Raw genomic sequence first — 22,118 nt, 5'->3', positions numbered from 1 at the left:
GACGGAGTGTGAGGGGGAGGGCTGTGTTGCGGAGCTTGGGGCAGAGGCCAGTGACCGGCAGCGGCGAGGACCCGAGAGTGGCGGAACTGCGAACCGCGGTGTCCCGGCTGCGCCGTGAACTCGCCGCGCTCCCCTCCGAGTTCCCCGACCGCGCCATAGCCGAGGACGAACTGGCGGCGCTGGCGGCGATGGCCTCCGGCGGTGCGCCGGAGATTCCGCGCCTGCGCAGCTCCCTGTTACTGATCGCCGGCGCCATCGGCTCGGTGAGTGCCCTGGCCAGGGGGCTCGGGGAGGTACGTCAGGCGGTGGATCTGTTCGGGGGGCCGACACAGCGGGGCTGAGTGCGGTTCCCCAGGGGCGCGGAGCTGTGTCGACATGCGGCTCCGCCGCGTGGGCGCGACAAGCCGCGACGCGCGTTCGGCGGCTGCGGGCCCCTCGCGGTACGTCGCGCAGTCCCCTGCGCCCCTCAGGTGCTTCAGGCGCCCGAACTCGCGAGGGCCTGGGCGAGTTCCCGGGCCACTTGCTGCAGCACCGGCACGATCTTTCCGGTCGCCTCCTCGGTGACCCGCCCGGCAGGCCCGGAGATGGAGATCGCCGCGGCCGTCGGAGACTCCGGCACCGACACCGCCAGGCACCGGACCCCTATCTCCTGCTCGTTGTCGTCGACGGCGTAACCGGCCCGCCGTACGTCCTCCAGCGCCGCCAGGAACCCGTCCGGCGTGGTGATGGTCTTCTCCGTCGCGGCGGGCATCCCCGTACGGGACAGCAGCGCCCGCACCTCGTCGTCCGGCACACCGGCGAGGAGTGCCTTGCCGACACCGGTCGAGTGAGGAAGGACCCGTCGGCCCACTTCCGTGAACATCCGCATCGAATGCTTCGACGGCACCTGCGCCACGTACACGATCTCGTCGCCGTCCAGCAGCGCCATGTTCGCGGTCTCGCCGGTCTCCTCGACCAGTCGCGCGAGGTACGGCCGCGCCCACGTGCCGAGCAGCCGGGAGGCCGACTCGCCGAGCCGGATCAGGCGCGGGCCGAGCGCGTACCGCCGGTTCGGCTGCTGGCGGACGTATCCGCAGGCGACCAGCGTGCGCATCAGCCGGTGGATGGTCGGCAGCGGCAGCCCGCTGGTCGCGGACAGCTCGCTCAGGCCGACCTCGCCGCCGGCGTCCGCCATCCGCTCCAGCAGGTCGAAGGCGCGCTCGAGGGACTGGACCCCGCCGGCGGAGGACTTGGCGGAGTCGTTGGTGCTGGCGCTGGACGTCGGCACGGCGCGTTCCTTTCGGGGCTGACAGGAGGGCAGAAGCCTACCCGGCGGCCGGTTGACTCCCTGCTCGTACATAGCTACGTTCTGCTTGCTGGAATTCTAATTCCGCTTTGTGGAAAAGTCCAGAGCGTGTGCGGCCGCGCGCTGCCCGGAAGTGTGCCCCTTGACGGCGGGGGAGCGGGAGTGAAGACTCCTTCAACAGAACGTTGAAATCCGTTTCGTGGGTGTAAATCCCGTTTCCTGGGCGTAAAACGGCGATACAGAGAGGGGTTCGGGTGTCCGACGCTGAACTGGTCCTGCGCTCGACGCGCGTCATCACTCCGGAGGGGACACGGGCCGCCGCGGTCACCGTGTCCGCCGGGAAGATCACGGCCGTCCTGCCGTACGACGCCCAGGTCCCGGCCGGGGCGCGGCTGGAGGACTTCGGCGACCACGTCCTGCTGCCCGGCCTGGTCGACACCCACGTGCACGTCAACGACCCCGGCCGCACCGAGTGGGAGGGCTTCTGGACCGCCACCCGCGCGGCGGCGGCCGGCGGCATCACCACGCTGATCGACATGCCGCTCAACTCCTTCCCGCCGACCACGACCGTCGAGAACCTGCGGGTCAAGCAGGAGGTGGCCGCCGACAAGGCGCACATCGACGTCGGATTCTGGGGCGGCGCCCTGCCGGACAACGTCAAGGACCTGCGCCCGCTGCACGACGCCGGTGTCTTCGGCTTCAAGGCGTTCCTGTCCCCGTCCGGCGTGGACGAGTTCCCGCACCTCGACCAGGACCAGCTGGCCCAGTCCCTGGCGGAGATCGCCGGCTTCGGCGGCCTGCTGATCGTGCACGCCGAGGACCCGCACCACCTCGCCGCCGCCCCGCAGCACGGCGGCCCCAGGTACGCCGACTTCCTCGCCTCCCGCCCGCGCGACGCCGAGGACACGGCCATCGCGAACCTCGTCGCGCAGGCCCGCCGCCTCCACGCGCGCGTGCATGTCCTGCACCTGTCCTCCAGTGACGCGCTGCCGCTGATCCGCGCCGCGCGCGCCGAGGGCGTGCAGATCACCGTGGAGACCTGCCCGCACTACCTCACCCTGACCGCCGAGGAAGTCCCCGACGGCGCCAGCGAGTTCAAGTGCTGCCCGCCCATCCGCGAGGCCGCCAACCAGGACCTGCTCTGGGAGGCGCTGGCCGACGGCACCGTCGACTGTGTCGTCACCGACCACTCGCCCTCCACCGCGGACCTGAAGACCGACGACTTCGCCACCGCCTGGGGCGGCATCTCCGGCCTCCAGCTCAGCCTGTCCGCCGTATGGACCGAGGCCCGTAGGCGGGGTTACGGCCTGGAGGACGTCGTCCGCTGGATGTCCACGCGGACGGCCGCCCTGGCCGGCCTGGAGGCCGCCAAGGGCGCGATCGCCCCCGGCCGCGACGCCGACTTCGCCGTCCTCGCCCCGGACGAGACCTTCACCGTCGACCCGGCCGGTCTCCAGCACCGCAACCGGGTCACCGCGTACGCCGGCAAGACCCTGTACGGCGTCGTGAAGTCCACCTGGCTGCGCGGCGAACGCATCGTCGCGGACGGCGAGTTCAGCGAGCCGAAGGGCACGCTGCTCAGCCGCCCCCGGTGAGCCACCTCCGCACCCGGCCGACGCCCAGAAAGGAACCCCTGATCACCGTGACGGCGATACCGAGTTACACCGGCGACGCGAACCCCTACGGAGGCGGCGACCCGTACGCGGACTACCGCACCGCCGATTTCCCCTTCACCCAGTACGCCAACCTCGCCGACCGGCAGCTCGGCGCCGGTGTCATCGCCGCCAACGACGAGTTCTTCGCCCAGCGGGAGAACCTGCTGGTGCCCGAGCCCGCCGAGTTCGACCCCGAGCACTTCGGGCACAAGGGCAAGATCATGGACGGCTGGGAGACCCGCCGCCGGCGTGGAGTCTCCGCCGAGCACCCGTGGCCGACCGCCGAGGACCACGACTGGGCGCTGGTCCGCCTCGGCGCGCCCGGGGTGATCCGCGGGATCGTCGTCGACACCGCCCACTTCCGCGGCAACTACCCGCAGGCGGTCTCGATCGAGGCCACCTCCGTACCCGGCTCGCCGTCTCCGGAGGAGCTGCTGGGCGACGACGTGAAGTGGACGACGATCGTTCCGCGCACGGCGGTGGGCGGCCACGCGGCGAATGGCTTCTCCGTATCGGTGGAGCAGCGCTTCACGCACCTCCGGGTCAACCAGCACCCCGACGGCGGCATCGCCCGGCTGCGCGTGTACGGCGAGGTCGTCCCCGACCCCGAGTGGCTGGCGGTCCTCGGCACCTTCGACGTGGTCGCCCTGGAGAACGGCGGCCGGGTCGAGGACGCCTCCAACCTCTTCTACTCCCCGGCCACCAACACCATCCAGCCCGGCCGCTCCCGCAAGATGGACGACGGCTGGGAAACCCGCCGCCGCCGTGACCAGGGCAACGACTGGATCCGCTACGGGCTGGCCGCCCAGTCCCGGATCCGCGCGATCGAGATCGACACCGCATACCTGAAGGGCAACAGCGCCGGCTGGGCGTCGGTGTCCGTGAAGGACGGCGAGAACGGCGACTGGGCGGAGATCCTTCCGCGCACCCGCCTGCAGCCCGACACCAACCACCGCTTCGTGCTCCCCGAGCCGGCCGTCGGCACGCACGCGCGGATCGACATCTTTCCCGACGGCGGCATCTCCCGCCTGCGCCTGTACGGTTCCCTGACCGAACAGGGCGCGACGGGCCTCGCCGCCCGGCACCAGGAACTGGGCGGCTGACCCCACCCCCCTGCGCGCGCGGGGCGCCCCGGCCCGGACAGCACCGGAGCGCCCCGCGTGTCACCCGTACGGACCCAGTTCGCGGCTCCCTGGAATTTATGGGTCCGGCTTGCGCGTTCTTCTCGCGTGACCCTTCAGCAAGAGATCGTCGGCAACGCCATGCAGATGGCGGTCGTCAACCTGCAGCCCGGCCAGACCGTGTACTGCGAGGCCGGAAAGTTCCTGTTCAAGACCACGAACGTGACCATGGAGACGCGGCTGTCCGGACCATCCGGGAACGGCGGGCAGCAGGGGCAGAGCGGCGGGGGCGGCGGCATGGGCGGTCTGCTGCGCCAGGCCATGGGCACCGCCATGCAGGTGGGCCAGCGCATGCTCGCGGGCGAGTCCCTGGCGTTCCAGTACTTCACCTCCCAGGGCGGCGAGGGCACGGTCGGCTTCGCCGGCGTGCTCCCGGGCGAGATGCGGGCCCTGGAACTCGACGGCACCCGCGCGTGGTTCGCCGAGAAGGACGCCTTCGTGGCCGCGGAGTCCACCGTCGACTTCGGCATCGCCTTCGCCGGCGGCCGCACGGGCATGAGCGGCGGCGAGGGCTTCATCCTGGAGAAGTTCACCGGGTACGGCACGGTGATCATCGCCGGCGCGGGCAACTTCATCGACCTCAACCCGGCGGACTTCGGCGGCCGTATCGAGGTGGACACCGGCTGTGTGGTCGCCTTCGAGGAGGGCATCCAGTACGGCGTCCAGCGCGTCGGCGGCCTCAACCGCCAGGGGATCATGAACGCCGTGTTCGGCGGCGAGGGCCTGTCCCTGGCCACCTTGGAGGGCAACGGCCGGGTGATCCTGCAGTCCCTCACCATCGAGTCCCTCGCCAACGCCCTGAAGAAGGCCCAGGGCGGCGACAAGCAGGGCCCGACGGGCGGCCTGTTCTCCACCAACGCCGGCTGAACCGATGAGTTACGGGTGCGTGCGGGGTCTGAGCCGATGACACGGACCCCGCACCCGGAAAGAAGGCACCCGCCATGGGCAAGCTCGTCTCCACCGTCTTCATCACCCTCGACGGCGTGTACCAGGCGCCCGGCGGCCCCCAGGAGGACACCCGGGGAGGCTTCGAGCACGGCGGCTGGAGCTTCACGTACGGCGACGACGACTTCGGCCGGTTCGTCACCGAGGTCTTCGAGCGCGCGGGCGCGTTCCTGCTCGGCCGCCGTACGTACGAGATCTTCGCGTCGTACTGGCCGAAGGTGACCGATCCCGCCGACCCGATCGCCGCCAGGCTGAACGCCCTGCCGAAGTACGTCCCCTCGTCCACCCTCACCGACCCCGGCTGGTCCGGCACCACCGTGATCGGCGGCGACCTCGCCAAGGAGGTCACCGCCCTCAAGGAGCGCACCGACGGCGAGCTCCAGGTGCACGGCAGCGGCGCCCTGGTCCGCTCCCTGCTCGACCTCGGGCTCGTCGACACCCTCCACCTGGTCACCTTCCCGGTGGTGCTCGGCACCGGCCTCCGCCTGTTCGCCGAGGGCGCCGTACCGACCGCCTTCACGCACACCGCCGGACGCGTCACCGCCGCCGGTGTCTCCATCCAGTCCTACGACCCGGCCGGGAGGCCGCGGTACGGCTCCTACGAGCTCCCGGAAAACCCGTAGGCCGAGCTCGTCCCCGCCGGTACGGTGATCGCGCCCCGTGTGAGCCGCCGACGTCTCCGCACCCCCTCCGGAGACCGGGAGACCCGCACCCATGTCGTCGATCGCCGCCCCGGGAGCCGCCCTCGCGCCCCGTCGCCGGATACCCGCCTGCCCGGCGGCGTCCGGCACGCACGCTCGCCGCGTTGCCGAACCGCCCACGTGGCTCCGTCACGAAGGCGCTCCGGCGCCTTGCGATCGCACCCACCAGACGCCGCCGGGCCCGCCCTCCGGGCGGACGACGGGAATCCGGCGGCGGGACGCCGCGCCCCGTCGCGCCTGGCACACCGACCTGCCCGTGCTGCTCGTCGCGGTCTGCTGGGGCGCCAGCTACCTGGCGGCCAAGGACATCACCACGGCCCGTACGGTGCTCGCCGTGCTGGTCCTGCGTTTCGCGCTCGCCGTGCCCGTCCTGGCGGTGGCCGGCCGTCGGGCGCTGCGCGCGCTCACCGGCGCCCAGTGGCGCGGCGCCTGCCTTCTGGGGCTGATCCTCAGCGGGATCTTCCTGCTGGAGACCTACGGGGTGGTGCACACCTCGGCGACCAACGCGGGCCTCATCATCAGCCTCACCATGGTCTTCACCCCGCTCGCCGAGGCCGCCGTCACCCGCACCCGGCCCGCCCCCGGCTTCCTCGGCGCGGCGCTGCTGTCCGTGCTGGGCGTCGTGCTGCTCACCCAGGGCGGCGGCTTCACCCGGCCGGGCACCGGCGACCTGCTGATGCTGCTCGCCGCGCTGGCCCGCACGCTGCACGTGCTCGCCATGTCCCGGATCAGGGCCGTACAGGGCGCCGACGCGCTGCCGCTCACCACGGTCCAGCTCGGCGCGTCCGTCGCCGTGTTCGCCCTCCTGTCCGCCGTCTCCGGTGGCCCTGCGCCCTGGACGGCAGCGGCGCACTTCGGCTCGCGGGAATGGGCCGGGCTGCTGTTCCTGTCGGGGCTGTGCACGGTGTTCGCCTTCTTCGTCCAGATGTGGGCGGTCCGCCGTACCTCCCCGTCCCGGGTCGGACTGCTGCTCGGCACCGAGCCGCTGTGGGCCGCCGCTGCCGGTATCGCCCTCGGCGGGGAACGGCTCGGCGCGCCGGGGCTCGTGGGTGGCGCGCTGGTGCTTGCGGGGACCGCGTGGGGACGCCGGGCGGCAGGTTAACTTCGCGAAAACTCCTCGGACTTGACGGGAAAATTTTCAACTTTGTCGTTGACATGCCAACATCTACGCGCGTCATCATGAAGGCATGAGATTCCCCCCACGCGCCACTCGTATCGGCGCCGCAGCAGCCCTCCTGTCCGCCCTCCTCGTGGGCGGCACCGTCTCCGCCACCACGGCGGACGCCGCCGCCGCGTCGGTCGGCAGCATCTGCTACGGCGCCCTGCCCTCGCAGGCCCACCACACCCTGGACCTGATCGACCAGGGCGGCCCCTACCCGTACGCGCAGGACGGCACCGTCTTCTCCAACAAGGAAGGCGTCCTGCCCAGCGAGCAGTCCGGCTACTACCACGAGTACACGGTGGTCACCCCCGGTTCCCCGACGCGCGGTGCCCGGCGCATCGTCACCGGTGAGGAGTCCCAGGAGGACTACTACACCTCCGACCACTACGCCACGTTCGCCCTGATCGACTTCGGCTGCTGAGCCGACCGGTCCCGTTCACCGCCCCGACGCCCGCCCCGCGACCTGCCCCCACGCCGGCCACGGGGCGAGCGTCGAGGCGCCACAGGACCGCTCCGCCGCGTCACGCCATCGAAAGTCCACACGCGTGCGACTTTGGTCGCTGATCCGGCACACGGCAGGGTTCCCGCGGCCGATCCTGCGTAGATTTGGCGACCGTGAGCAAGGACGAACCGATACGGGTGACACAGGGGTTCGCAGGCCGCCGCTGGCTGTTTCCCTCGGCCCTGGTGTACGAGTTGGACCCGGACGCCCGCGCCTCCGGCCGGCGGCCGCGGCGCACCGCGCGCGACTGGGTCGTCGACTTCTCGTGCTTCCTGCTGGCCGCCGTCCTCGCTCTGGCGGCCGCGCAGTCCGTGTCCGACGAACCCGGTCTGCCGTACTCCCTCGCCGTCCTCGACCAGGCGCTCGGCGCCGTCGCCTGTGCGGCGGTCTGGCTGCGGCGCCGGTGGCCGGTCGGGCTCGCCGCCGCGCTGGTCCCGGTCGGCCTGCTGTCGAACACCGCGGGCGGCGCGGCGATGGTCGCCACGTTCACGCTCGCCGTGCACCGGCCCTTCCGCTATGTGGCCTGGATCGGCGGCGTCGACCTCGCGCTGGTCCCGCTCTTCTACTGGCTGCGGCCCGACCCCGACCTGCCCTACGCCGGAACGGTCGCGTTCACCACGCTGCTCACCGTGTCGATCATCGGCTGGGGCATGTTCGTCCGCTCCAAGCGGATGCTGATGCTGAGCCTCAGGGACCGGGCCCACCGGGCGGAGACCGAGGCACGGCTGCGCGCCGAGCAGGCCCAGCGCCTGGCCCGCGAGGCCATCGCCCGCGAGATGCACGACGTCCTCGCCCACCGGCTCACCCTGCTCAGCGTGCACGCGGGCGCCCTGGAGTTCCGGCCGGACGCGCCGCGCGAGGAGATCACCCGGGCCGCCGGAGTGATCCGGGAGAGCGCGCACGAGGCGCTGCAGGACCTGCGGGAGATCATCGGCGTGCTGCGGGCCGGCGAGTCCGAGGAGACGGCCGGCGAGCGGCGCCCGACGCTGGCCGCGCTGGACGCCCTCGTCGCCGAGTGCCGCGATGCGGGCATGAAGGTCACCCTCGACCACCGCGTCGCCGACCCGGCCGCCGTCCCCGCCTCCGTCGGCCGCACCGCCTACCGCATCGCCCAGGAGGCCCTGACCAACGCCCGCAAACATGCCCCCGGCGCCGAGGTCGCCCTCAGCCTCACCGGCACGCCCGGCGACGGACTCACCCTGGCCGTCACCAACCCGCCGCCCACCACCGAGCCCGCGCCCGTCCCCGGCTCCGGGCAGGGCCTGATCGGCCTCACCGAACGCGCGAGCCTGGCCGGTGGCCGGCTGGAGCACGGCACCACGTCCGACGGAGGGTTCGCGGTACGAGCCTGGCTGCCATGGGCCCGGACAGGACCCACGTCCTGACGATGCCGTCGTCCGCCGGCAGGGCCTCCATGCGCCGCCCGCACCGTGATTACGTAAGGCCCATGACACCGATCAGACTCCTCCTCGTCGACGACGACCCGCTCGTACGCGCCGCACTGGCCCTGATGATCGGCGGGGCCGAGGACATCGAGATCGTCGGGGAGGCCGCGGACGGCGCCCAGGCCGAGGAACTCGCCGTGCGCACCCGGCCGGACGTCGTCCTCATGGACCTGCGGATGCCCTCGGTGGACGGGCTCACCGCGACCGAGCGGCTGCGCGCACGGGCCGATGCCCCGCAGGTCGTGGTGCTCACCACCTTCCACGCCGACGAGCAGGTGCTGCACGCCCTGCGCGCGGGCGCCGCCGGATTCGTCCTGAAGGACACCCCGCCCGCCGAGATCGTCGACGCCGTGCGCCGGGTCGCGGCTGGCGACCCCGTCCTGTCGCCCGCCGTCACCCGGCAGTTGATGCGGCACGCGGCCGGCGGCGCCGCCGACGCACGCCAGGCACGCGCGCGTGACCGGCTCGCCGCCCTCAACGACCGCGAACGCGAGGTCGCCGTCGCCGTCGGCCGCGGCCTCGCCAACGCGGCGATCGCCGCCGAACTGTTCATGAGCGTGGCCACCGTCAAGACGCATGTCTCCCGCATCCTCGCCAAACTCGGCCTCGACAACCGCGTGCAGATCGCGCTGCTCGCCTACGACGCCGGACTCCTGGAGGAGGACGGTCACTGAGCCCGCGCGCCACGCGTTGTCCCTGCACCGGGAGGCACCCGGCGAGCCTCGACCAGGAGATGATCGGCAAGCACCTGCCGGCCACCGCTCCGCCCCGGCACAGCGTGGCCCGGGGCCGCCCGCGTGGTGGCCGTCGTCACGGGGCCGTCGCTCGTCCGTCGCTCGGCCGGTGGGCGTGTCGTGGTCAGCCGTCGGACGGGCGTGGGCGGTCCGGGATGTCGGTGAGGGGCACCGGGCGCCGCTCCCGCCGGGAGACCTCGCAGGCCTCGGCGATCCGCAGGGCCTGCAGGGCCTCGTGGCCGTCGCACGGATTGGCCCGCTCGCCGCGGATCACGTCCACGAAGGCGTTCAGCTCCGCCTCGTACGCGAGCCCGAACCGTTCCAGGAAGCCGGTCCACGGCTTGTCCGCGGGCGGCGGCCCGGTCGGCTCGGTGGACGCGAGCGGCGTACGGTCGTCCAGCCCCACCACGACCGTGTCCCGCTCCCCGGCCAGCTCCATGCGCACGTCGTAGCCCGCGCCGTTCAGCCGGGTCGCCGTCGCCGTGGCGAGCGTGCCGTCGTCCAGCGTGAGCAGCACCGCGCCGGTGTCCACGTCACCGGCCTCGCGGAACATGGCGGGGCCGCCGTCCGAGCCGGTGGCGTACACCTCGGCCACCTCGCGGCCCGTCACCCAGCGCAGCACGTCGAAGTCGTGGATCAGCGTGTCCCGGAACAGCCCGCCGGACAGCGGCAGCCACTCGGCCGGGGGAGGGGACTGGTCGCAGGTCATCGCGCGCACGGTGTGCAGCCGGCCGAGCCGTCCCGCGCGCACGGCCTCGCGGGCGCCGGCGTATCCCGCGTCGAAGCGCCGCTGGAACCCCATCTGCAGGACCGTCCTGGCCGTCTCCACCTCGGTGAGCGCCTGCAGCGTGCCCGGCAGATCGAGCGCGATGGGCTTCTCGCAGAACACCGGCAGGCCCGAGCGGGCTGCCCGGCCGATCAGTTCGGCATGGGCCGCCGTCGCCGTGGTGATCACCACCGCGTCCACGCCCCATGTGAAGATCTCGTCCACCCCCGGCGCCGCCGTCTCGCCCAGCCGGTGCGCCAGGGCCTGCGCCCGCGCCGGATCCGCGTCCGTCAGGATCAGCGATCCGACTTCGCGGTGGCGGCTGAGCGTTCTCGCGTGAAGGGTGCCGATGCGGCCCGTACCGATGACCCCGATGCGCATGGAAACAAAGTGAGGGCCGAGACCGCACCCTGTCAATGCGTATGTCCTGACAATCGGACTACACAACTTCCCGTCAACCGATCACGGGGCTACGCTCGGGCTCGTGCCGAAACCAGATGTGGACCCGACCGTGTCGCTCGACCTCCGCGTGGACCGTAGCTCCCCGGTGCCGCTGTACTTCCAGCTCTCCCAGCAGCTGGAGGCCGCCATCGAGCACGGCAGCCTCACCCCGGGCAGCCTGCTGGGCAACGAGATCGAGCTGGCCGCACGGCTCGGCCTGTCCCGGCCGACCGTCCGCCAGGCCATCCAGTCCCTGGTCGACAAGGGACTCCTCGTGCGCCGCCGCGGTGTCGGTACGCAGGTGGTGCACAGCCAGGTCAAGCGCCCGCTGGAGCTGAGCAGCCTCTACGACGACCTGGAGGCGGCCGGCCAGCGCCCCGCGACCAAGGTCCTGGTCAACAGCGTCCTGCCGGCCTCCGCCGCCGTCGCCGCCGCGCTCGGCGTCCCCGAGGGCAGCGACGTGCACCGCATCGAGCGGCTGCGCCTCGCGCACGGCGAGCCGATGGCGTACCTCGTCAACCACCTCCCGCCCGGCCTGCTGGACCTCGACACCGGCCAGCTGGAGGCCACCGGCCTGTACCGGCTGATGCGTTCCGCCGGCATCACCCTGCACAGCGCCCGCCAGTCCATCGGCGCCCGCGGGGCCACGGCCGCCGAGGCCGAGCGGCTCGGCGAGACCGAGGGCGCCCCGCTGCTCACCATGCAGCGCACCACCTTCGACGACACCGGCCGCGCGGTCGAGTTCGGCGACCACACCTACCGCCCGACGCGCTACTCCTTCGAGTTCCAGCTGCTCGTCCGGCCCTGACGGCACCCCGCTGCTCGTCGCAATGTCCGGACAATCGGACGGGGTGGGTGCTCCCTGCCGCGTCATGAGTGTTACCTGTGTTCGATACTGGAGCGTTTGGGGCTGCCGAGGCCATCGGCGGTCCCTCTCGTCCGTCGGAGCAAGAACACAGCAAGAAGGGGCACTGCCTCGTGGCACGGTTTCGGATCTGGGCGGTCATCGCGCTGACAGGGGCACTTTCGGTGTCCCTGGGGGCCTGCAGCAGCACCGGAGGCAAGCGGGCCGAGGACGCCCGCAAGGCCGCCGCGGCCCAGGGGAGGGCGGCGGTGAACACCCCGCGCTGGACCTTCGCGATGATCACCCACTCGGGAGACGGCGACACCTTCTGGGACATCGTGCAGAGCGGCGCCAAGCAGGCCGCCGTCAAGGACAACATCAACTTCCTCTACTCGCACGACGACGAGGCCCAGCAGCAGGCGCAGCTGGTGGACGCGGCGGTCGACAAGAAGGTCGACGGCATCATCGTCACCCTCGCCAAGCCGGACGCCATGAAGGCCGCGGTGGCCCGCGCCGAGAAGGCCGGCATCCCGGTCATCACCGTGAACTCCGGCTCCGCCGAGTCCAAGGCTTTCGGCGCCCTCACCCACATCGGGCAGGACGAGACGATCGCCGGCGAGGCCGTCGGCGACGAACTGAACGAGCGCGGGAAGAAGAAGGCCCTGTGCGTGCTGCACGAGCAGGGCAACGTCGGCCACGAACAGCGCTGCGACGGCATCGCCAAGACCTTCCACGGCACGCTGCAGAAGCTCTACGTCAACGGCACCAACATGCCCGACGTCCAGTCCGCCATCGAGGCCAGGCTCCAGGCCGACGGCTCCGTCGACTCCGTCGTCACCCTCGGCGCGCCGTACGCGGACACCGCCGTGAAGGCCAAGGCCGACGCCGGCAGCAAGGCCGAGATCGACACCTTCGACCTCAATGCCAAGGTCGCTGCCTCCCTGAAGGGCGGCACCCTCGGCTTCGCCGTGGACCAGCAGCCGTACCTCCAGGGCTACGAGGCGGTCGACCTGCTGTGGGCCTACAAGTACAACGGGGACGTCCTCGGCGGCGGCAAGCCGGTCCTGACCGGCCCGCAGATCATCACCAAGGACCAGGCCTCCGCGCTGGCCGCGTACACCGAGCGGGGCACCCGATGAGCACATCCGCTGATGAAAGGATTCTGCAGACCTCGCCGCTGAGAAGACTGCTCTCCCGGCCCGAACTGGGCTCGGTGGTCGGCGCACTCGCCGTCTTCGTCTTCTTCGCCTTCGCAGCCGACGGCTTCCTGCGCGCCGCCAGCCTCAGCACGGTCCTGTACGCCTCCTCGACCATCGGCATCATGGCCGTACCCGTGGCCCTGCTGATGATCGGCGGCGAGTTCGACCTGTCGGCCGGCGTCCTGGTGACGTCGTCCGCGCTGATCTCGTCGATGTTCAGCTACCAGATGACGGCGAACACCTGGGTCGGCGCCGGCGTGTCCCTCCTCGTGACGCTGGCCGTCGGCGCCTTCAACGGCTTCCTGCTCACCCGCACGAAACTGCCCAGCTTCATCGTCACGCTGGGCACCTTCCTGATGCTGACCGGCATGAACCTCGGCTTCACCAAGCTGATCGACGGCACGGTCTCCACCAAGACCATCGCCGACATGGAGGGCTTCCCGAGCGCCCACGCCGTCTTCGCCTCGGCCCTCACCCTCGGCGGCGTCGACTTCAAGGTCACCATCCTGTGGTGGCTGGGCCTGGTCGCCCTCGCCTCCTGGATCCTGCTGCGCACCCGAGCCGGCAACTGGATCTTCGCCGTCGGCGGCAACGAGGACGCGGCCCGCGCCGTCGGCGTCCCGGTCGCCAGAACCAAGATCGCCCTCTATATGGGTGTGGCCTTCGGCGCCTGGATCTCCGGCCAGCACCTGCTCTTCTCCTTCGACGCCGTCCAGTCCGGCGAGGGCGTCGGCAACGAGCTGATCTACATCATCGCGGCCGTCATCGGCGGCTGCCTGATCACCGGCGGCTACGGCAGCGCGATCGGCTCCGCCGTGGGCGCCCTCCTCTTCGGCATGACCAGCAAGGGCATCGTCTTCGCCGAGTGGAACCCCGACTGGTTCAAGTTCTTCCTCGGAGCGATGCTGCTCCTCGCGACCCTGCTCAACGCCTGGGTCCGCAAGCGCGCGGAGGCGAGCAAGTGACACTCGTGGAGCTGACCGACGTCAGCAAGCACTACGGCACCGTCCGCGCCCTGGAAGGCGTCTCCCTGGAGGTCCACGCGGGCGAGATCACCTGCGTCCTGGGTGACAACGGCGCGGGCAAGTCGACCCTGATCAAGATCATTGCGGGCCTGCACCGCCACGACGGCGGCACCCTGCGCATCGAGGGCGAGGAGACCCGCCTCACCTCCCCGCGCGAGGCCCTGGACCGGGGCATCGCCACCGTCTACCAGGACCTGGCCGTCGTCCCGCTGATGCCGGTCTGGCGCAACTTCTTCCTGGGCTCCGAGCCCCGCAAGGGCGTCGGCCCCTTCAAGCGCCTGGACACCGACCTCATGCGGCGCACCACCCGCGAGGCACTGCTCCGCATGGGCATCGACCTCCGCGACGTCGACCAGCCCATCGGTACCCTCTCCGGCGGCGAACGCCAGTGCGTGGCGATCGCCCGCGCCGTCCACTTCGGCGCGAAGGTCCTGGTCCTGGACGAGCCGACGGCGGCGCTGGGGGTGAAGCAGTCCGGTGTGGTCCTGAAATATGTGGCCGCGGCACGTGACGAGGGCCTGGGCGTTGTCTTGATCACCCACAATCCGCACCACGCACACCTGGTGGGGGACAGGTTCGTGCTGCTGCGAAGGGGCACCATGGTGGGGAATTGCACACGGGACGAAACAACACTGGACGAGCTGACCAAGCAGATGGCGGGCGGAGCCGACCTGGACGCTCTGGTCCATGAACTGCAGCGAGGTTGAGGGGCGCGGGGCAGTGCGCGAGTGACCGCGACGCATGCCGCACCCGGCGACGCTCGCGCCTTCCCCTCCCCCTGTCCCGTACGTCACCCACATCCGCGGTGAGGCAGAATCGACAAACGATGAGCACCTACCGCGACCTCACCGCCCCCATCGGCTCCCGCCGAGCCCCGGTCCTCCGTACGGTCGGGACCAGGGAACGCCGCTCCCACCTGACCGCACCCCGGGTGCCCACGGTCGGCATCGACATCGGCGGCACCAAGGTCATGGCGGGCGTCGTGGACGCCGACGGCAACATCCTGGAGAAGCTCCGCACGGAGACCCCGGACAAGTCCAAGAGCCCGAAGGTCGTCGAGGACACCATCGTCGAACTGGTCCTGGACCTGTCCGACCGGCACGACGTGCACGCGGTCGGCATCGGCGCGGCCGGCTGGGTCGACGCCGACCGCAACCGCGTGCTGTTCGCCCCCCACCTGTCCTGGCGCAACGAACCGCTGCGCGACCGGCTGAGCGGCCGCCTCTCCGTGCCGGTCCTCGTGGACAACGACGCCAACACGGCCGCCTGGGCGGAGTGGCGCTTCGGCGCAGGGAGGGGCGAGGACCACCTCGTCATGATCACGCTCGGCACCGGCATCGGCGGCGCCATCCTGGAGGACGGCCAGGTCAAGCGCGGCAAGTTCGGGGTCGCCGGCGAGTTCGGCCATATGCAGGTCGTCCCCGGAGGGCACCGCTGCCCGTGCGGCAACCGCGGCTGCTGGGAGCAGTACAGCTCCGGGAACGCTCTCGTCCGCGAGGCCAAGGAGCTGGCCGCCGCCGACTCGCCGGTGGCCTACGGGATCATCGAACACGTCAAGGGCAACATCGACGACATCACCGGCCCGACGATCACCGAGCTGGCCCGCGAGGGCGACGCCATGTGCGTGGAACTGCTCCAGGACATCGGCCAGTGGCTCGGCGTCGGCATCGCCAACCTCGCCGCCGCCCTCGACCCCTCCTGCTTCGTCATCGGCGGCGGCGTCTCGGCCGCCGACGACCTGCTCATCGGCCCGGCCAGGGACGCCTTCAAGCGCCATCTCACCGGCCGCGGCTACCGCCCCGAGGCTCGCATCACCCGCGCCCAGCTCGGCCCCGAGGCCGGCATGGTCGGCGCCGCCGATCTGGCCCGGCTGGTCGCCCGCCGGTTCCGCCGGGCCAAGCGCCGCCGGGTGGAGCGCTACGAGCGCTACGAGCGGTACGCCCAGGCCCGCCGCGACCGGGACACCGCATGACCGCGTCGCTGCCCCGCCAGGCCGCCCCGCCGGACCAGCCGCACCGCACCGCCGAGACCCCCCGGCACAGGGCCCGGCGCCGCGCGCTCACCCTGCTGATCATCGGCCTGCTGATCGGCGTGCCCGCGCGCTACCTGGTGATCTCCGCCAACCTGAGCCGCGACAGCGGCAAGGACAAGGAGGCGAAGTACTCGGCGACCGGCCTGACCCCGGGCGCGCCGTCGAAGGTGCAGTGCCGTCTCTACCAGGTGCCCGTGCCGCACCCGGCCGACGCCACCGCCTCCTACGAGACGAACAACTGGAAGACCAGCCGGCTCTACGCGCAGTTCCGCACCAACGCCGCCGGCCTGGACAGCTTCCTGCAGACCATGGGCACCCGCCGGGACCGGCTGAAGAAGGGCGACATCGCCATCGGCACCCGCGACCAGAAGGTCAGCGGCTGGCACTTCACCGGACCCGGCCCCTGGTGGGGACTGACCCATGAGCAGAAGAACCCGGCGCCGACCCAGGACGTCGTGGTGAACCTGTCCGACCCGAAGAACCCGATGGTCTACGTCGTCTCCCGCACGGTGCCGTGAACACCGGCCCCGGCCGGTGTCCGGGGCCGATTGTCAGACCCCGCCCGTAGAGTCGAAGACATCTGATCCGACACACGGGCGGGAGGTGGCAGGACGTATGACAGAACGGATGTACGGCGGCACGGCCGCGGTGGCCGACCGCACGCGAGGTTCCGGCCCGGCCGGGAACCCGGCCCCGGTGCGCCTCCCCTCCGTCTACCTGCCCGCGCCCCTCCCGCGCGAGGGCCGCATCGCCTTCTGGGACCCCGACGGCGGCTCCGTCGAGGGCGGCACCGCCGAGCTCACGGTCGTACGACGCCACGGCGCCGGTGTGCGCCGCCGGCAGGTACCCGCGCTGACCCTGCCGCTCACCGAGGCCCTGCCGCTGCTGGTCCGGGCCCGGCGCGACCCGGCCGCCCATCCGGCCACGGCCTGCTGGGGCGCCGCCGCGCTGCACGCGCTGCGGCTGGTCGCGCGCGGCCGCCTGCTGCCGGGCCTGACCCCGGGCGGGCACGACGCCTGGCGGGCCGGCCCGCTGGAGCCGGACGACATCGCCCACGCCCGCGCGATCGCCGCGGCTCTTCCCCCCGAGGGCCATGCGGTACCCCTCCCGGACCCGGGGCCGCTGCGGCTGCCCGAGCCGGAGGCGCTCGTCCGTCACTTCCTGGACGCGGTCGCCGACACCCTGCCCCGCACCCCGGCCGCCCCGTTCACCTGCGGGCGGCCCTTCGCCGCCCCGGAGCCGGTGGCGCTGCCGCAGGCTCATGAGTGGGCGGCCGAGGTCGCCGCCGGCATGGACGCGGGCGTACGCATCTCGCTCCGCCTGGATCTGTCGGCGTACGACGTCTTCGACGCCGGCGCGAGCGACGACACCCCCCAGACGACCGACCTGAGGAACGCCGGCGCCGCCATCGTGCAGGTGCACAGCCTCGCCGACCCCACCCTGGTGGCCGACGCGACGGCCCTGTGGGCAGGGGAGGCCGACACGGCGTTCGGGCCCCGCGCGCGCGTGGACGCCGCCCTCGCCGTGCGGCGCGCGGCACGCGTGTGGCCGCCCCTGGACCGGCTCGCAGAACAGGACGTGCCCGACGTCCTCGCCCTCTCGGAGGACGAGCTCGGCGACCTGCTCGGTGTGGCGGCCACCCGGCTGGCCGCAGCCGGGGTCGCCGTGCACTGGCCCCGGGACCTCGCCCGCGACCTCACGGCCACCGCGGTGGTCCGCCCGGCGCCCGGCTCGGCGACCGACGGCACCGGCTTCTTCGAGAGCGAGGACCTGCTCCGGTTCCGCTGGCAGCTGGCGCTGGGCGGGGACCCGCTCAGCGAAGCCGAGATGGACGCCCTCGCCGAGGCCCACCGTCCGGTCGTACGACTGCGGGACCGTTGGGTGCTGGTCGACCCGGCCCTCGTCCGCAAGGCCCGCAAACGCGAACTGGGCCTGCTCGACCCGGTCGACGCGCTGTCCGTCGCGCTCACCGGCACCGCCGACGTCGACGGCGAGACCGTCGAGGCCGTCCCGGTCGGTGCGCTGGCCGCCCTCCGTGACCGGCTCACCGCGGGCCTGCGCCCCGCCGAGCCGCCCGCCGGCCTCGCCGCCACCCTCCGCGACTACCAACTGCGCGGTCTGGCCTGGCTGGACCTGATGACCTCCCTCGGCCTGGGCGGCTGCCTCGCCGACGACATGGGCCTCGGCAAGACCGTCACCCTCATCGCCCTGCACCTGAAGCGGGCCCGCACCGAACCGACCCTCGTGGTCTGCCCGGCCTCCCTGCTCGGCAACTGGCAGCGGGAGATCACCCGGTTCGCGCCCGGTGTGCCCGTCCGCCGCTTCCACGGCCCCGAACGCACCCTGGACGGCCTGGACGGCGGCTTCGTCCTCACCACGTACGGCACCATGCGCTCCACCGCGGCCCGCCTGGCCGAACAGCCCTGGGGCATGGTCGTCGCCGACGAGGCCCAGCACGTGAAGAACCCGTACTCCGCGACCGCCAAGGCCCTGCGCACCATCCCGGCCCCCGCGCGCGTGGCGCTGACCGGCACCCCGGTCGAGAACAACCTCTCCGAACTGTGGGCCCTGCTCGACTGGACCACCCCGGGACTCCTCGGCCCGCTGAAGTCCTTCCGCGCCCGGCACGCGCGAGCGGTGGAGAACGGCGAGGCCGACGAGAACCCGGCGGCGGTCGAGCGCCTGGCCCGCCTGGTGCGGCCGTTCCTCCTGCGCCGCAAGAAGTCCGACCCCGGCATCGTCCCCGAACTGCCGCCCAAGACCGAGACGGACCACCCGGTGCCGCTCACCCGTGAACAGGCCGCGCTGTACGAGGCGGTGGTGCGCGAGTCGATGCTCACCATCGAGACAGCCGAGGGCATCGCCCGCCGGGGCCTGGTCCTGAAGCTGCTGGGCGCGCTGAAGCAGATCTGCGACCACCCGGCGCTGTACCTGAAGGAGGAGACACACCCCGACCGGCTCGTGGCCCGCTCCGGCAAACTCGCCCTGCTGGACGAGCTGTTGGACACCGTCCTCGCCGAGGACGGCTCGGCGCTCGTCTTCACCCAGTACGTCGGCATGGCCCGCCTCATCACCGCCCACCTGTCCGCCCGGGGGATCCCGGTCGACCTCCTGCACGGCGGCACACCGGTCCCCGAGCGCGAGCGCATGGTCGACCGCTTCCAGGACGGCGAGACCCCGGTCCTCGTCCTCTCCCTCAAGGCAGCGGGCACCGGCCTGAACCTCACCCGCGCGGGCCATGTCGTCCACTTCGACCGCTGGTGGAACCCGGCCGTCGAGGAACAGGCCACCGACCGCGCGTACCGCATCGGCCAGACCCAGCCGGTCCAGGTCCACCGCCTGGTCACCGAGGGCACGGTCGAGGACCGCATCGCCGAGATGCTCGCCGCCAAGCGTGCCCTGGCCGACGCCATCCTCGGCTCCGGCGAGGCGGCCCTCACCGAACTGACCGACCGCGAGCTGTCCGACCTCGTCTCCCTGCGGAGGACCGCATGACAGCCCCCGCCCCCCGCCCCGGCGACGCCGCCCGCCGCGCCCTGCGGGCAGCACGGCACCAGGCCGCGACCGAGCCCGCGGAACGGGCCGGTGGCACACCGGACGCGTCGTCGACGGCAGTTCAGCACGGGCCCGGCGTGAGCGGCGGTTCGGTTCAGGCCGGTCCGGGCGCGTCCGAGCGGGGCGGTCACTCCGGACCGGGCGCCTCGGAGGAGTCTTTCCAGGCCGGGCCCCATGCGTCGGAGGGGCCGGAGGCGGCTGTTGGCCCGGTGGCCGGTGTTTCCGACCGTGCTGTTGAGCGAGTGGCTGCTGTTTCGGTGGGGGCCGTCGGGCGAGCAGTGGGTGCTTCGGAGGGTGCTGCGGGGCCAGTGACGGGCGCTTCGTCGGGGGCCGTCGGGCGAGCGGGGGACGCCTCCGCGACCACCGTCTCCGGCGCGGCGGGGGCTACGGATGTGCCGGGCGAGGTGGCGCCGGGACGCCCCGCGACCACCGGCCCGAGGCCCGGCGACGCGGCGCGCGCGGCACTCCGGGCCGCGGTGTCCGCGCGGCGGAACGAGCGCGAAGCTCCGACGGCTGCTGCGGTGCCCCCGAGCCGGGGCGACGACGAGGTACAGCCGGCCTCCGCTTCCCCCACCGCCGCTTCCGCGCCGGCCGGCGCGAGCAGCCCCCGTCAGGACGACGCCCCGGACGGTGTCGGGACGGTGCCGCAGGCCCGTGCCGAGGGCTCGGCGGGCGGACGCCCCGCCGACGTCGCGCGGGAAGCGCTGCGTACGGCCCGGCGCGAGGCGCTGCGTGCGGAAGCGGACGAGGCCGCGCGACAGGGTACGCGGGTGGCGGAGCCGCGGGTCCGACACCAGACACGCGCCACGGGAAACCCCGGCTCGCCGGTGCCGAGCGCCGGGTCGGGGCCGGACGCCGCCTCCCGGGCCGCCCGGCTCAAAGCCGCCCAGGACATGCGGCACTACCTGGCGAACGCCTTCCGGATGCCCACGTGGTCGGACACCCCGGAGGACGACACAAGCACGGTCGGAGCCGGCGACACCACCGGGAACACCGACTCCGCCGAGCCGCGCCGCACGCCTGCGTCGACCGCGTCACCGCACCCACCGCTCACCGACTCCGCCGAGCCGCGCCCCACGCCTGCCGCCCCCGCCGGGGACCCCACGGCCACCGAGTCGGCCACCCCGCACACGCCTCCTGCGACAGCCACCCCCGCCACCCCGCACCTGACGACTCCGCATCCCGCCACCCCGCCCACTACGACCCTGCCCGCTACGACCCCGTCTTCCACCGCCCCGCACCCGACGGCCCCGCCCCCCACCGCCCCGCACCCCACGACGCCCAGCCGCTCCACCCCCGCTTCCCCCCACGTGCCGCCCACCATGGCCAGCCCCCACCGCGACACCGAGCTGCGGCGCACCTTCGCGGCGTTCGGGGCACGTGAGGCCGGGGCCGGGGAGGTGCCGTTCGCGGCGACCTGGTGGGGCAACGCCTGGGTGGAGGCGCTGGAGCAGGGCGCGTTGGATCCCAAGCGGCTGGCCCGCGGACGCGGATACGCGGACCAGGGCCACGTGGACGCGATCACCGTCACCCCGGGGCTCGTGCTGGCGTACGTGCGCGGGAGCCGCCCCCGGCCGTACCGGGTCCAGGTGCGGGTCCGCACGCTGGAGGACGAGGACTGGGCGCGGTTCCTGGAGGTGGCCGCCGACCGGCCGGGACACATCGCCGCACTGCTCGACAAGGAGCTGCCGCACTCGCTCGCCGACTGCGGGGTCCCCCTGCTGCCCGGCCCCGGTGACCTCGTCCCGCGGTGCAGCTGCCCCGACTCCGGGCACCCCTGCAAGCACGCGGCAGCGCTCTGCTACCAGACGGCACGGCTGCTCGACGCCGACCCGTTCGTGCTGCTCCTGCTGCGGGGCCGGGGTGAGAAGGACCTGCTCGACGCGCTCTCCCGGCGCAGCGCCGCCCGCGCGGCCCGCGCCGCCCAGGAGCGGCAGCCGCAGTCCCTGCCCGGGGTACGGGCCACCGATGTCCTGGCTCCGCGCGCACTCCCGCCGCTGCCGCCGCCGTTGCCGGCACCCCCGCACCCCGAGCAGCCACCGGTGTATCCGGCGGCACCCGGCGGCCCGGACCCCTTCGCGCTGGACCAGCTGGCGACCGACGCCGCCGCCCGCGCCCATGCGCTGCTCGGCACCGGACGTGACCCGGTGGGCGAGCTGACGCTGTGGCAGGACGCGGTGCGCCTGGCCGCCGCCCGCCCCGGTTCCGGCCTCACCGCCACCACCCGCACTCTCTACGCCGCGCTCGCCACGGCCACAGGCCGCACCCCGGCCGACCTCGCGCGTGCCGTCGCCGCCTGGCGGCAGGGCGGGCTCGCGGGACTGGCCGTGCTGGAGGAGCCGTGGGATCCGCCGGCCGGCCGCTTCGACCGGGCCCGCCCGTTGCTGCTCGCCGCCGACCTGCCGGCGTTCCGCCCCTGGCGCAACCGCCTCACGCACCCGCGCGGCCATGTCCAGCTCCGCCTGGGCCGTGACGGCCTGTGGTACGCCTACGAGTCGGAGCCAGGCCACGACGACTGGTGGCCCCGCGGCACCCCGGACCTCGACCCGGTGGGCGCGCTGACGGGCCTCGGCACACCGGACGCCACCTGACCGGGAACCAGGGGCGCGGTCACCTCCCTGCCGGCGAACGGCCGCCCCGGACCGG

At 73.0% G+C, this 22,118-nt stretch carries 19 protein-coding genes; 17 read left to right on the top strand and 2 right to left on the bottom strand.

Translation table 11 applies throughout. The features are described 5' to 3' along the window. Nucleotides 1-23 precede the first annotated feature (23 nt). Nucleotides 24-341, top strand: a complete 318-nt coding sequence (locus ACZ41I_RS12410) for a DUF5955 family protein (RefSeq protein WP_363216586.1) — start codon at nucleotides 24-26, stop codon at nucleotides 339-341. A gap of 134 nt (nucleotides 342-475) precedes the next feature. Here ACZ41I_RS12410 and ACZ41I_RS12405 read toward each other — a convergent pair whose 3' ends face one another. Then, nucleotides 476-1,267 (bottom strand): IclR family transcriptional regulator, encoded by a 792-nt coding sequence (locus ACZ41I_RS12405; RefSeq protein ID WP_468514016.1) that lies wholly within the window; start codon nucleotides 1,265-1,267, stop codon nucleotides 476-478. Nucleotides 1,268-1,539: 272 nt separating this feature from the next. Between ACZ41I_RS12405 and allB the strand changes: the two genes are divergently transcribed. The 8 genes from allB to ACZ41I_RS12365 all read left to right on the top strand — a co-directional run bounded on the left by allB (nucleotide 1,540) and on the right by ACZ41I_RS12365 (nucleotide 9,550). Beyond that, complete coding sequence (gene allB / locus ACZ41I_RS12400) at nucleotides 1,540-2,880, top strand: allantoinase AllB (protein ID WP_468514015.1); 1,341 nt, start codon at nucleotides 1,540-1,542, stop codon at nucleotides 2,878-2,880. A gap of 47 nt (nucleotides 2,881-2,927) precedes the next feature. Then, nucleotides 2,928-4,043: an allantoicase gene (gene alc, locus ACZ41I_RS12395; protein ID WP_468322810.1), complete on the top strand. Its 1,116-nt coding sequence runs from the start codon at nucleotides 2,928-2,930 to the stop codon at nucleotides 4,041-4,043. A 126-nt stretch (nucleotides 4,044-4,169) separates the two neighbouring features. Further along, nucleotides 4,170-4,988 (top strand): AIM24 family protein, encoded by an 819-nt coding sequence (locus ACZ41I_RS12390; protein WP_363216582.1) that lies wholly within the window; start codon nucleotides 4,170-4,172, stop codon nucleotides 4,986-4,988. Between the two features lie 74 nt (nucleotides 4,989-5,062). Then, entirely contained in the window at nucleotides 5,063-5,689 is a 627-nt protein-coding gene (locus ACZ41I_RS12385) for a dihydrofolate reductase family protein (RefSeq protein WP_399773017.1), read from the top strand. 283 nt (nucleotides 5,690-5,972) lie between these two features. After that, complete coding sequence (locus ACZ41I_RS12380) at nucleotides 5,973-6,869, top strand: DMT family transporter (RefSeq protein ID WP_468514097.1); 897 nt, start codon at nucleotides 5,973-5,975, stop codon at nucleotides 6,867-6,869. An 85-nt stretch (nucleotides 6,870-6,954) separates the two neighbouring features. Beyond that, nucleotides 6,955-7,350, top strand: a complete 396-nt coding sequence (locus ACZ41I_RS12375) for a ribonuclease domain-containing protein (RefSeq protein ID WP_399773019.1) — start codon at nucleotides 6,955-6,957, stop codon at nucleotides 7,348-7,350. Nucleotides 7,351-7,544: 194 nt separating this feature from the next. Continuing rightward, a complete protein-coding gene (locus tag ACZ41I_RS12370) occupies nucleotides 7,545-8,816 on the top strand; it encodes a sensor histidine kinase (protein WP_399773021.1) in 1,272 nt (423 codons plus the stop codon). A gap of 62 nt (nucleotides 8,817-8,878) precedes the next feature. Then, complete coding sequence (locus ACZ41I_RS12365) at nucleotides 8,879-9,550, top strand: response regulator transcription factor (RefSeq protein ID WP_363216578.1); 672 nt, start codon at nucleotides 8,879-8,881, stop codon at nucleotides 9,548-9,550. Nucleotides 9,551-9,734: 184 nt separating this feature from the next. Here ACZ41I_RS12365 and ACZ41I_RS12360 read toward each other — a convergent pair whose 3' ends face one another. Continuing rightward, nucleotides 9,735-10,757 carry a Gfo/Idh/MocA family protein gene (locus tag ACZ41I_RS12360; protein ID WP_468514014.1) on the bottom strand — a complete coding sequence of 341 codons (1,023 nt, stop codon included), beginning with the start codon at nucleotides 10,755-10,757 and terminating at the stop codon, nucleotides 9,735-9,737. A 130-nt stretch (nucleotides 10,758-10,887) separates the two neighbouring features. Here ACZ41I_RS12360 and ACZ41I_RS12355 point away from each other — a divergent pair, with 130 nt between their 5' ends. The 8 genes from ACZ41I_RS12355 to ACZ41I_RS12320 all read left to right on the top strand — a co-directional run bounded on the left by ACZ41I_RS12355 (nucleotide 10,888) and on the right by ACZ41I_RS12320 (nucleotide 22,063). Then, nucleotides 10,888-11,625 (top strand): GntR family transcriptional regulator, encoded by a 738-nt coding sequence (locus ACZ41I_RS12355; protein ID WP_363216605.1) that lies wholly within the window; start codon nucleotides 10,888-10,890, stop codon nucleotides 11,623-11,625. Nucleotides 11,626-11,795: 170 nt separating this feature from the next. Continuing rightward, complete coding sequence (locus ACZ41I_RS12350; RefSeq protein WP_468322798.1) at nucleotides 11,796-12,800, top strand: sugar ABC transporter substrate-binding protein; 1,005 nt, start codon at nucleotides 11,796-11,798, stop codon at nucleotides 12,798-12,800. Beyond that, nucleotides 12,797-13,825: an ABC transporter permease gene (locus ACZ41I_RS12345; protein WP_399773030.1), complete on the top strand. Its 1,029-nt coding sequence runs from the start codon at nucleotides 12,797-12,799 to the stop codon at nucleotides 13,823-13,825. The genes ACZ41I_RS12350 and ACZ41I_RS12345 overlap by 4 nt, the downstream gene beginning before the upstream one ends. Then, the gene (locus tag ACZ41I_RS12340; protein WP_468322794.1) at nucleotides 13,822-14,592 is read left to right on the top strand and encodes an ATP-binding cassette domain-containing protein; all 771 of its coding nucleotides are present in this window, start codon (nucleotides 13,822-13,824) and stop codon (nucleotides 14,590-14,592) included. The genes ACZ41I_RS12345 and ACZ41I_RS12340 overlap by 4 nt, the downstream gene beginning before the upstream one ends. Before the next feature lie 119 nt (nucleotides 14,593-14,711). Further along, complete coding sequence (locus ACZ41I_RS12335) at nucleotides 14,712-15,857, top strand: ROK family glucokinase (protein ID WP_363216573.1); 1,146 nt, start codon at nucleotides 14,712-14,714, stop codon at nucleotides 15,855-15,857. Then, entirely contained in the window at nucleotides 15,854-16,435 is a 582-nt protein-coding gene (locus ACZ41I_RS12330) for a sugar kinase (protein ID WP_363216572.1), read from the top strand. Before ACZ41I_RS12335 ends, ACZ41I_RS12330 begins: the two co-directional genes overlap by 4 nt. Nucleotides 16,436-16,544: 109 nt before the next feature. Beyond that, a complete protein-coding gene (locus ACZ41I_RS12325; RefSeq protein WP_468514096.1) occupies nucleotides 16,545-19,412 on the top strand; it encodes a DEAD/DEAH box helicase in 2,868 nt (955 codons plus the stop codon). 368 nt (nucleotides 19,413-19,780) lie between these two features. Beyond that, the gene (locus tag ACZ41I_RS12320) at nucleotides 19,781-22,063 is read left to right on the top strand and encodes an SWIM zinc finger family protein (protein WP_468514013.1); all 2,283 of its coding nucleotides are present in this window, start codon (nucleotides 19,781-19,783) and stop codon (nucleotides 22,061-22,063) included. The last annotated feature ends 55 nt before the right edge of the window (nucleotides 22,064-22,118 follow it).

The organism is Streptomyces sp. NPDC030799 (assembly GCF_055572255.1).
The sequence above is the reverse complement of the archived record's forward strand: the minus strand, read 5'-3'. Positions and strand labels throughout refer to the sequence as shown.

What these genes read in the sequence shown, in the direction of transcription:
- ACZ41I_RS12375 (WP_399773019.1), top strand. Translation starts at nt 6,955, where the DNA reads ATGAGATTCCCCCCACGCGCCACTCGTATCGGCGCCGCAGCAGCCCTC.
- ACZ41I_RS12385 (WP_399773017.1), top strand. Translation starts at nt 5,063, where the DNA reads ATGGGCAAGCTCGTCTCCACCGTCTTCATCACCCTCGACGGCGTGTAC.
- ACZ41I_RS12335 (WP_363216573.1), top strand. Translation starts at nt 14,712, where the DNA reads ATGAGCACCTACCGCGACCTCACCGCCCCCATCGGCTCCCGCCGAGCC.
- ACZ41I_RS12345 (WP_399773030.1), top strand. Translation starts at nt 12,797, where the DNA reads ATGAGCACATCCGCTGATGAAAGGATTCTGCAGACCTCGCCGCTGAGA.
- ACZ41I_RS12365 (WP_363216578.1), top strand. Translation starts at nt 8,879, where the DNA reads ATGACACCGATCAGACTCCTCCTCGTCGACGACGACCCGCTCGTACGC.
- ACZ41I_RS12360 (WP_468514014.1), bottom strand. Translation starts at nt 10,757, where the DNA reads ATGCGCATCGGGGTCATCGGTACGGGCCGCATCGGCACCCTTCACGCG.
- ACZ41I_RS12330 (WP_363216572.1), top strand. Translation starts at nt 15,854, where the DNA reads ATGACCGCGTCGCTGCCCCGCCAGGCCGCCCCGCCGGACCAGCCGCAC.
- ACZ41I_RS12325 (WP_468514096.1), top strand. Translation starts at nt 16,545, where the DNA reads ATGTACGGCGGCACGGCCGCGGTGGCCGACCGCACGCGAGGTTCCGGC.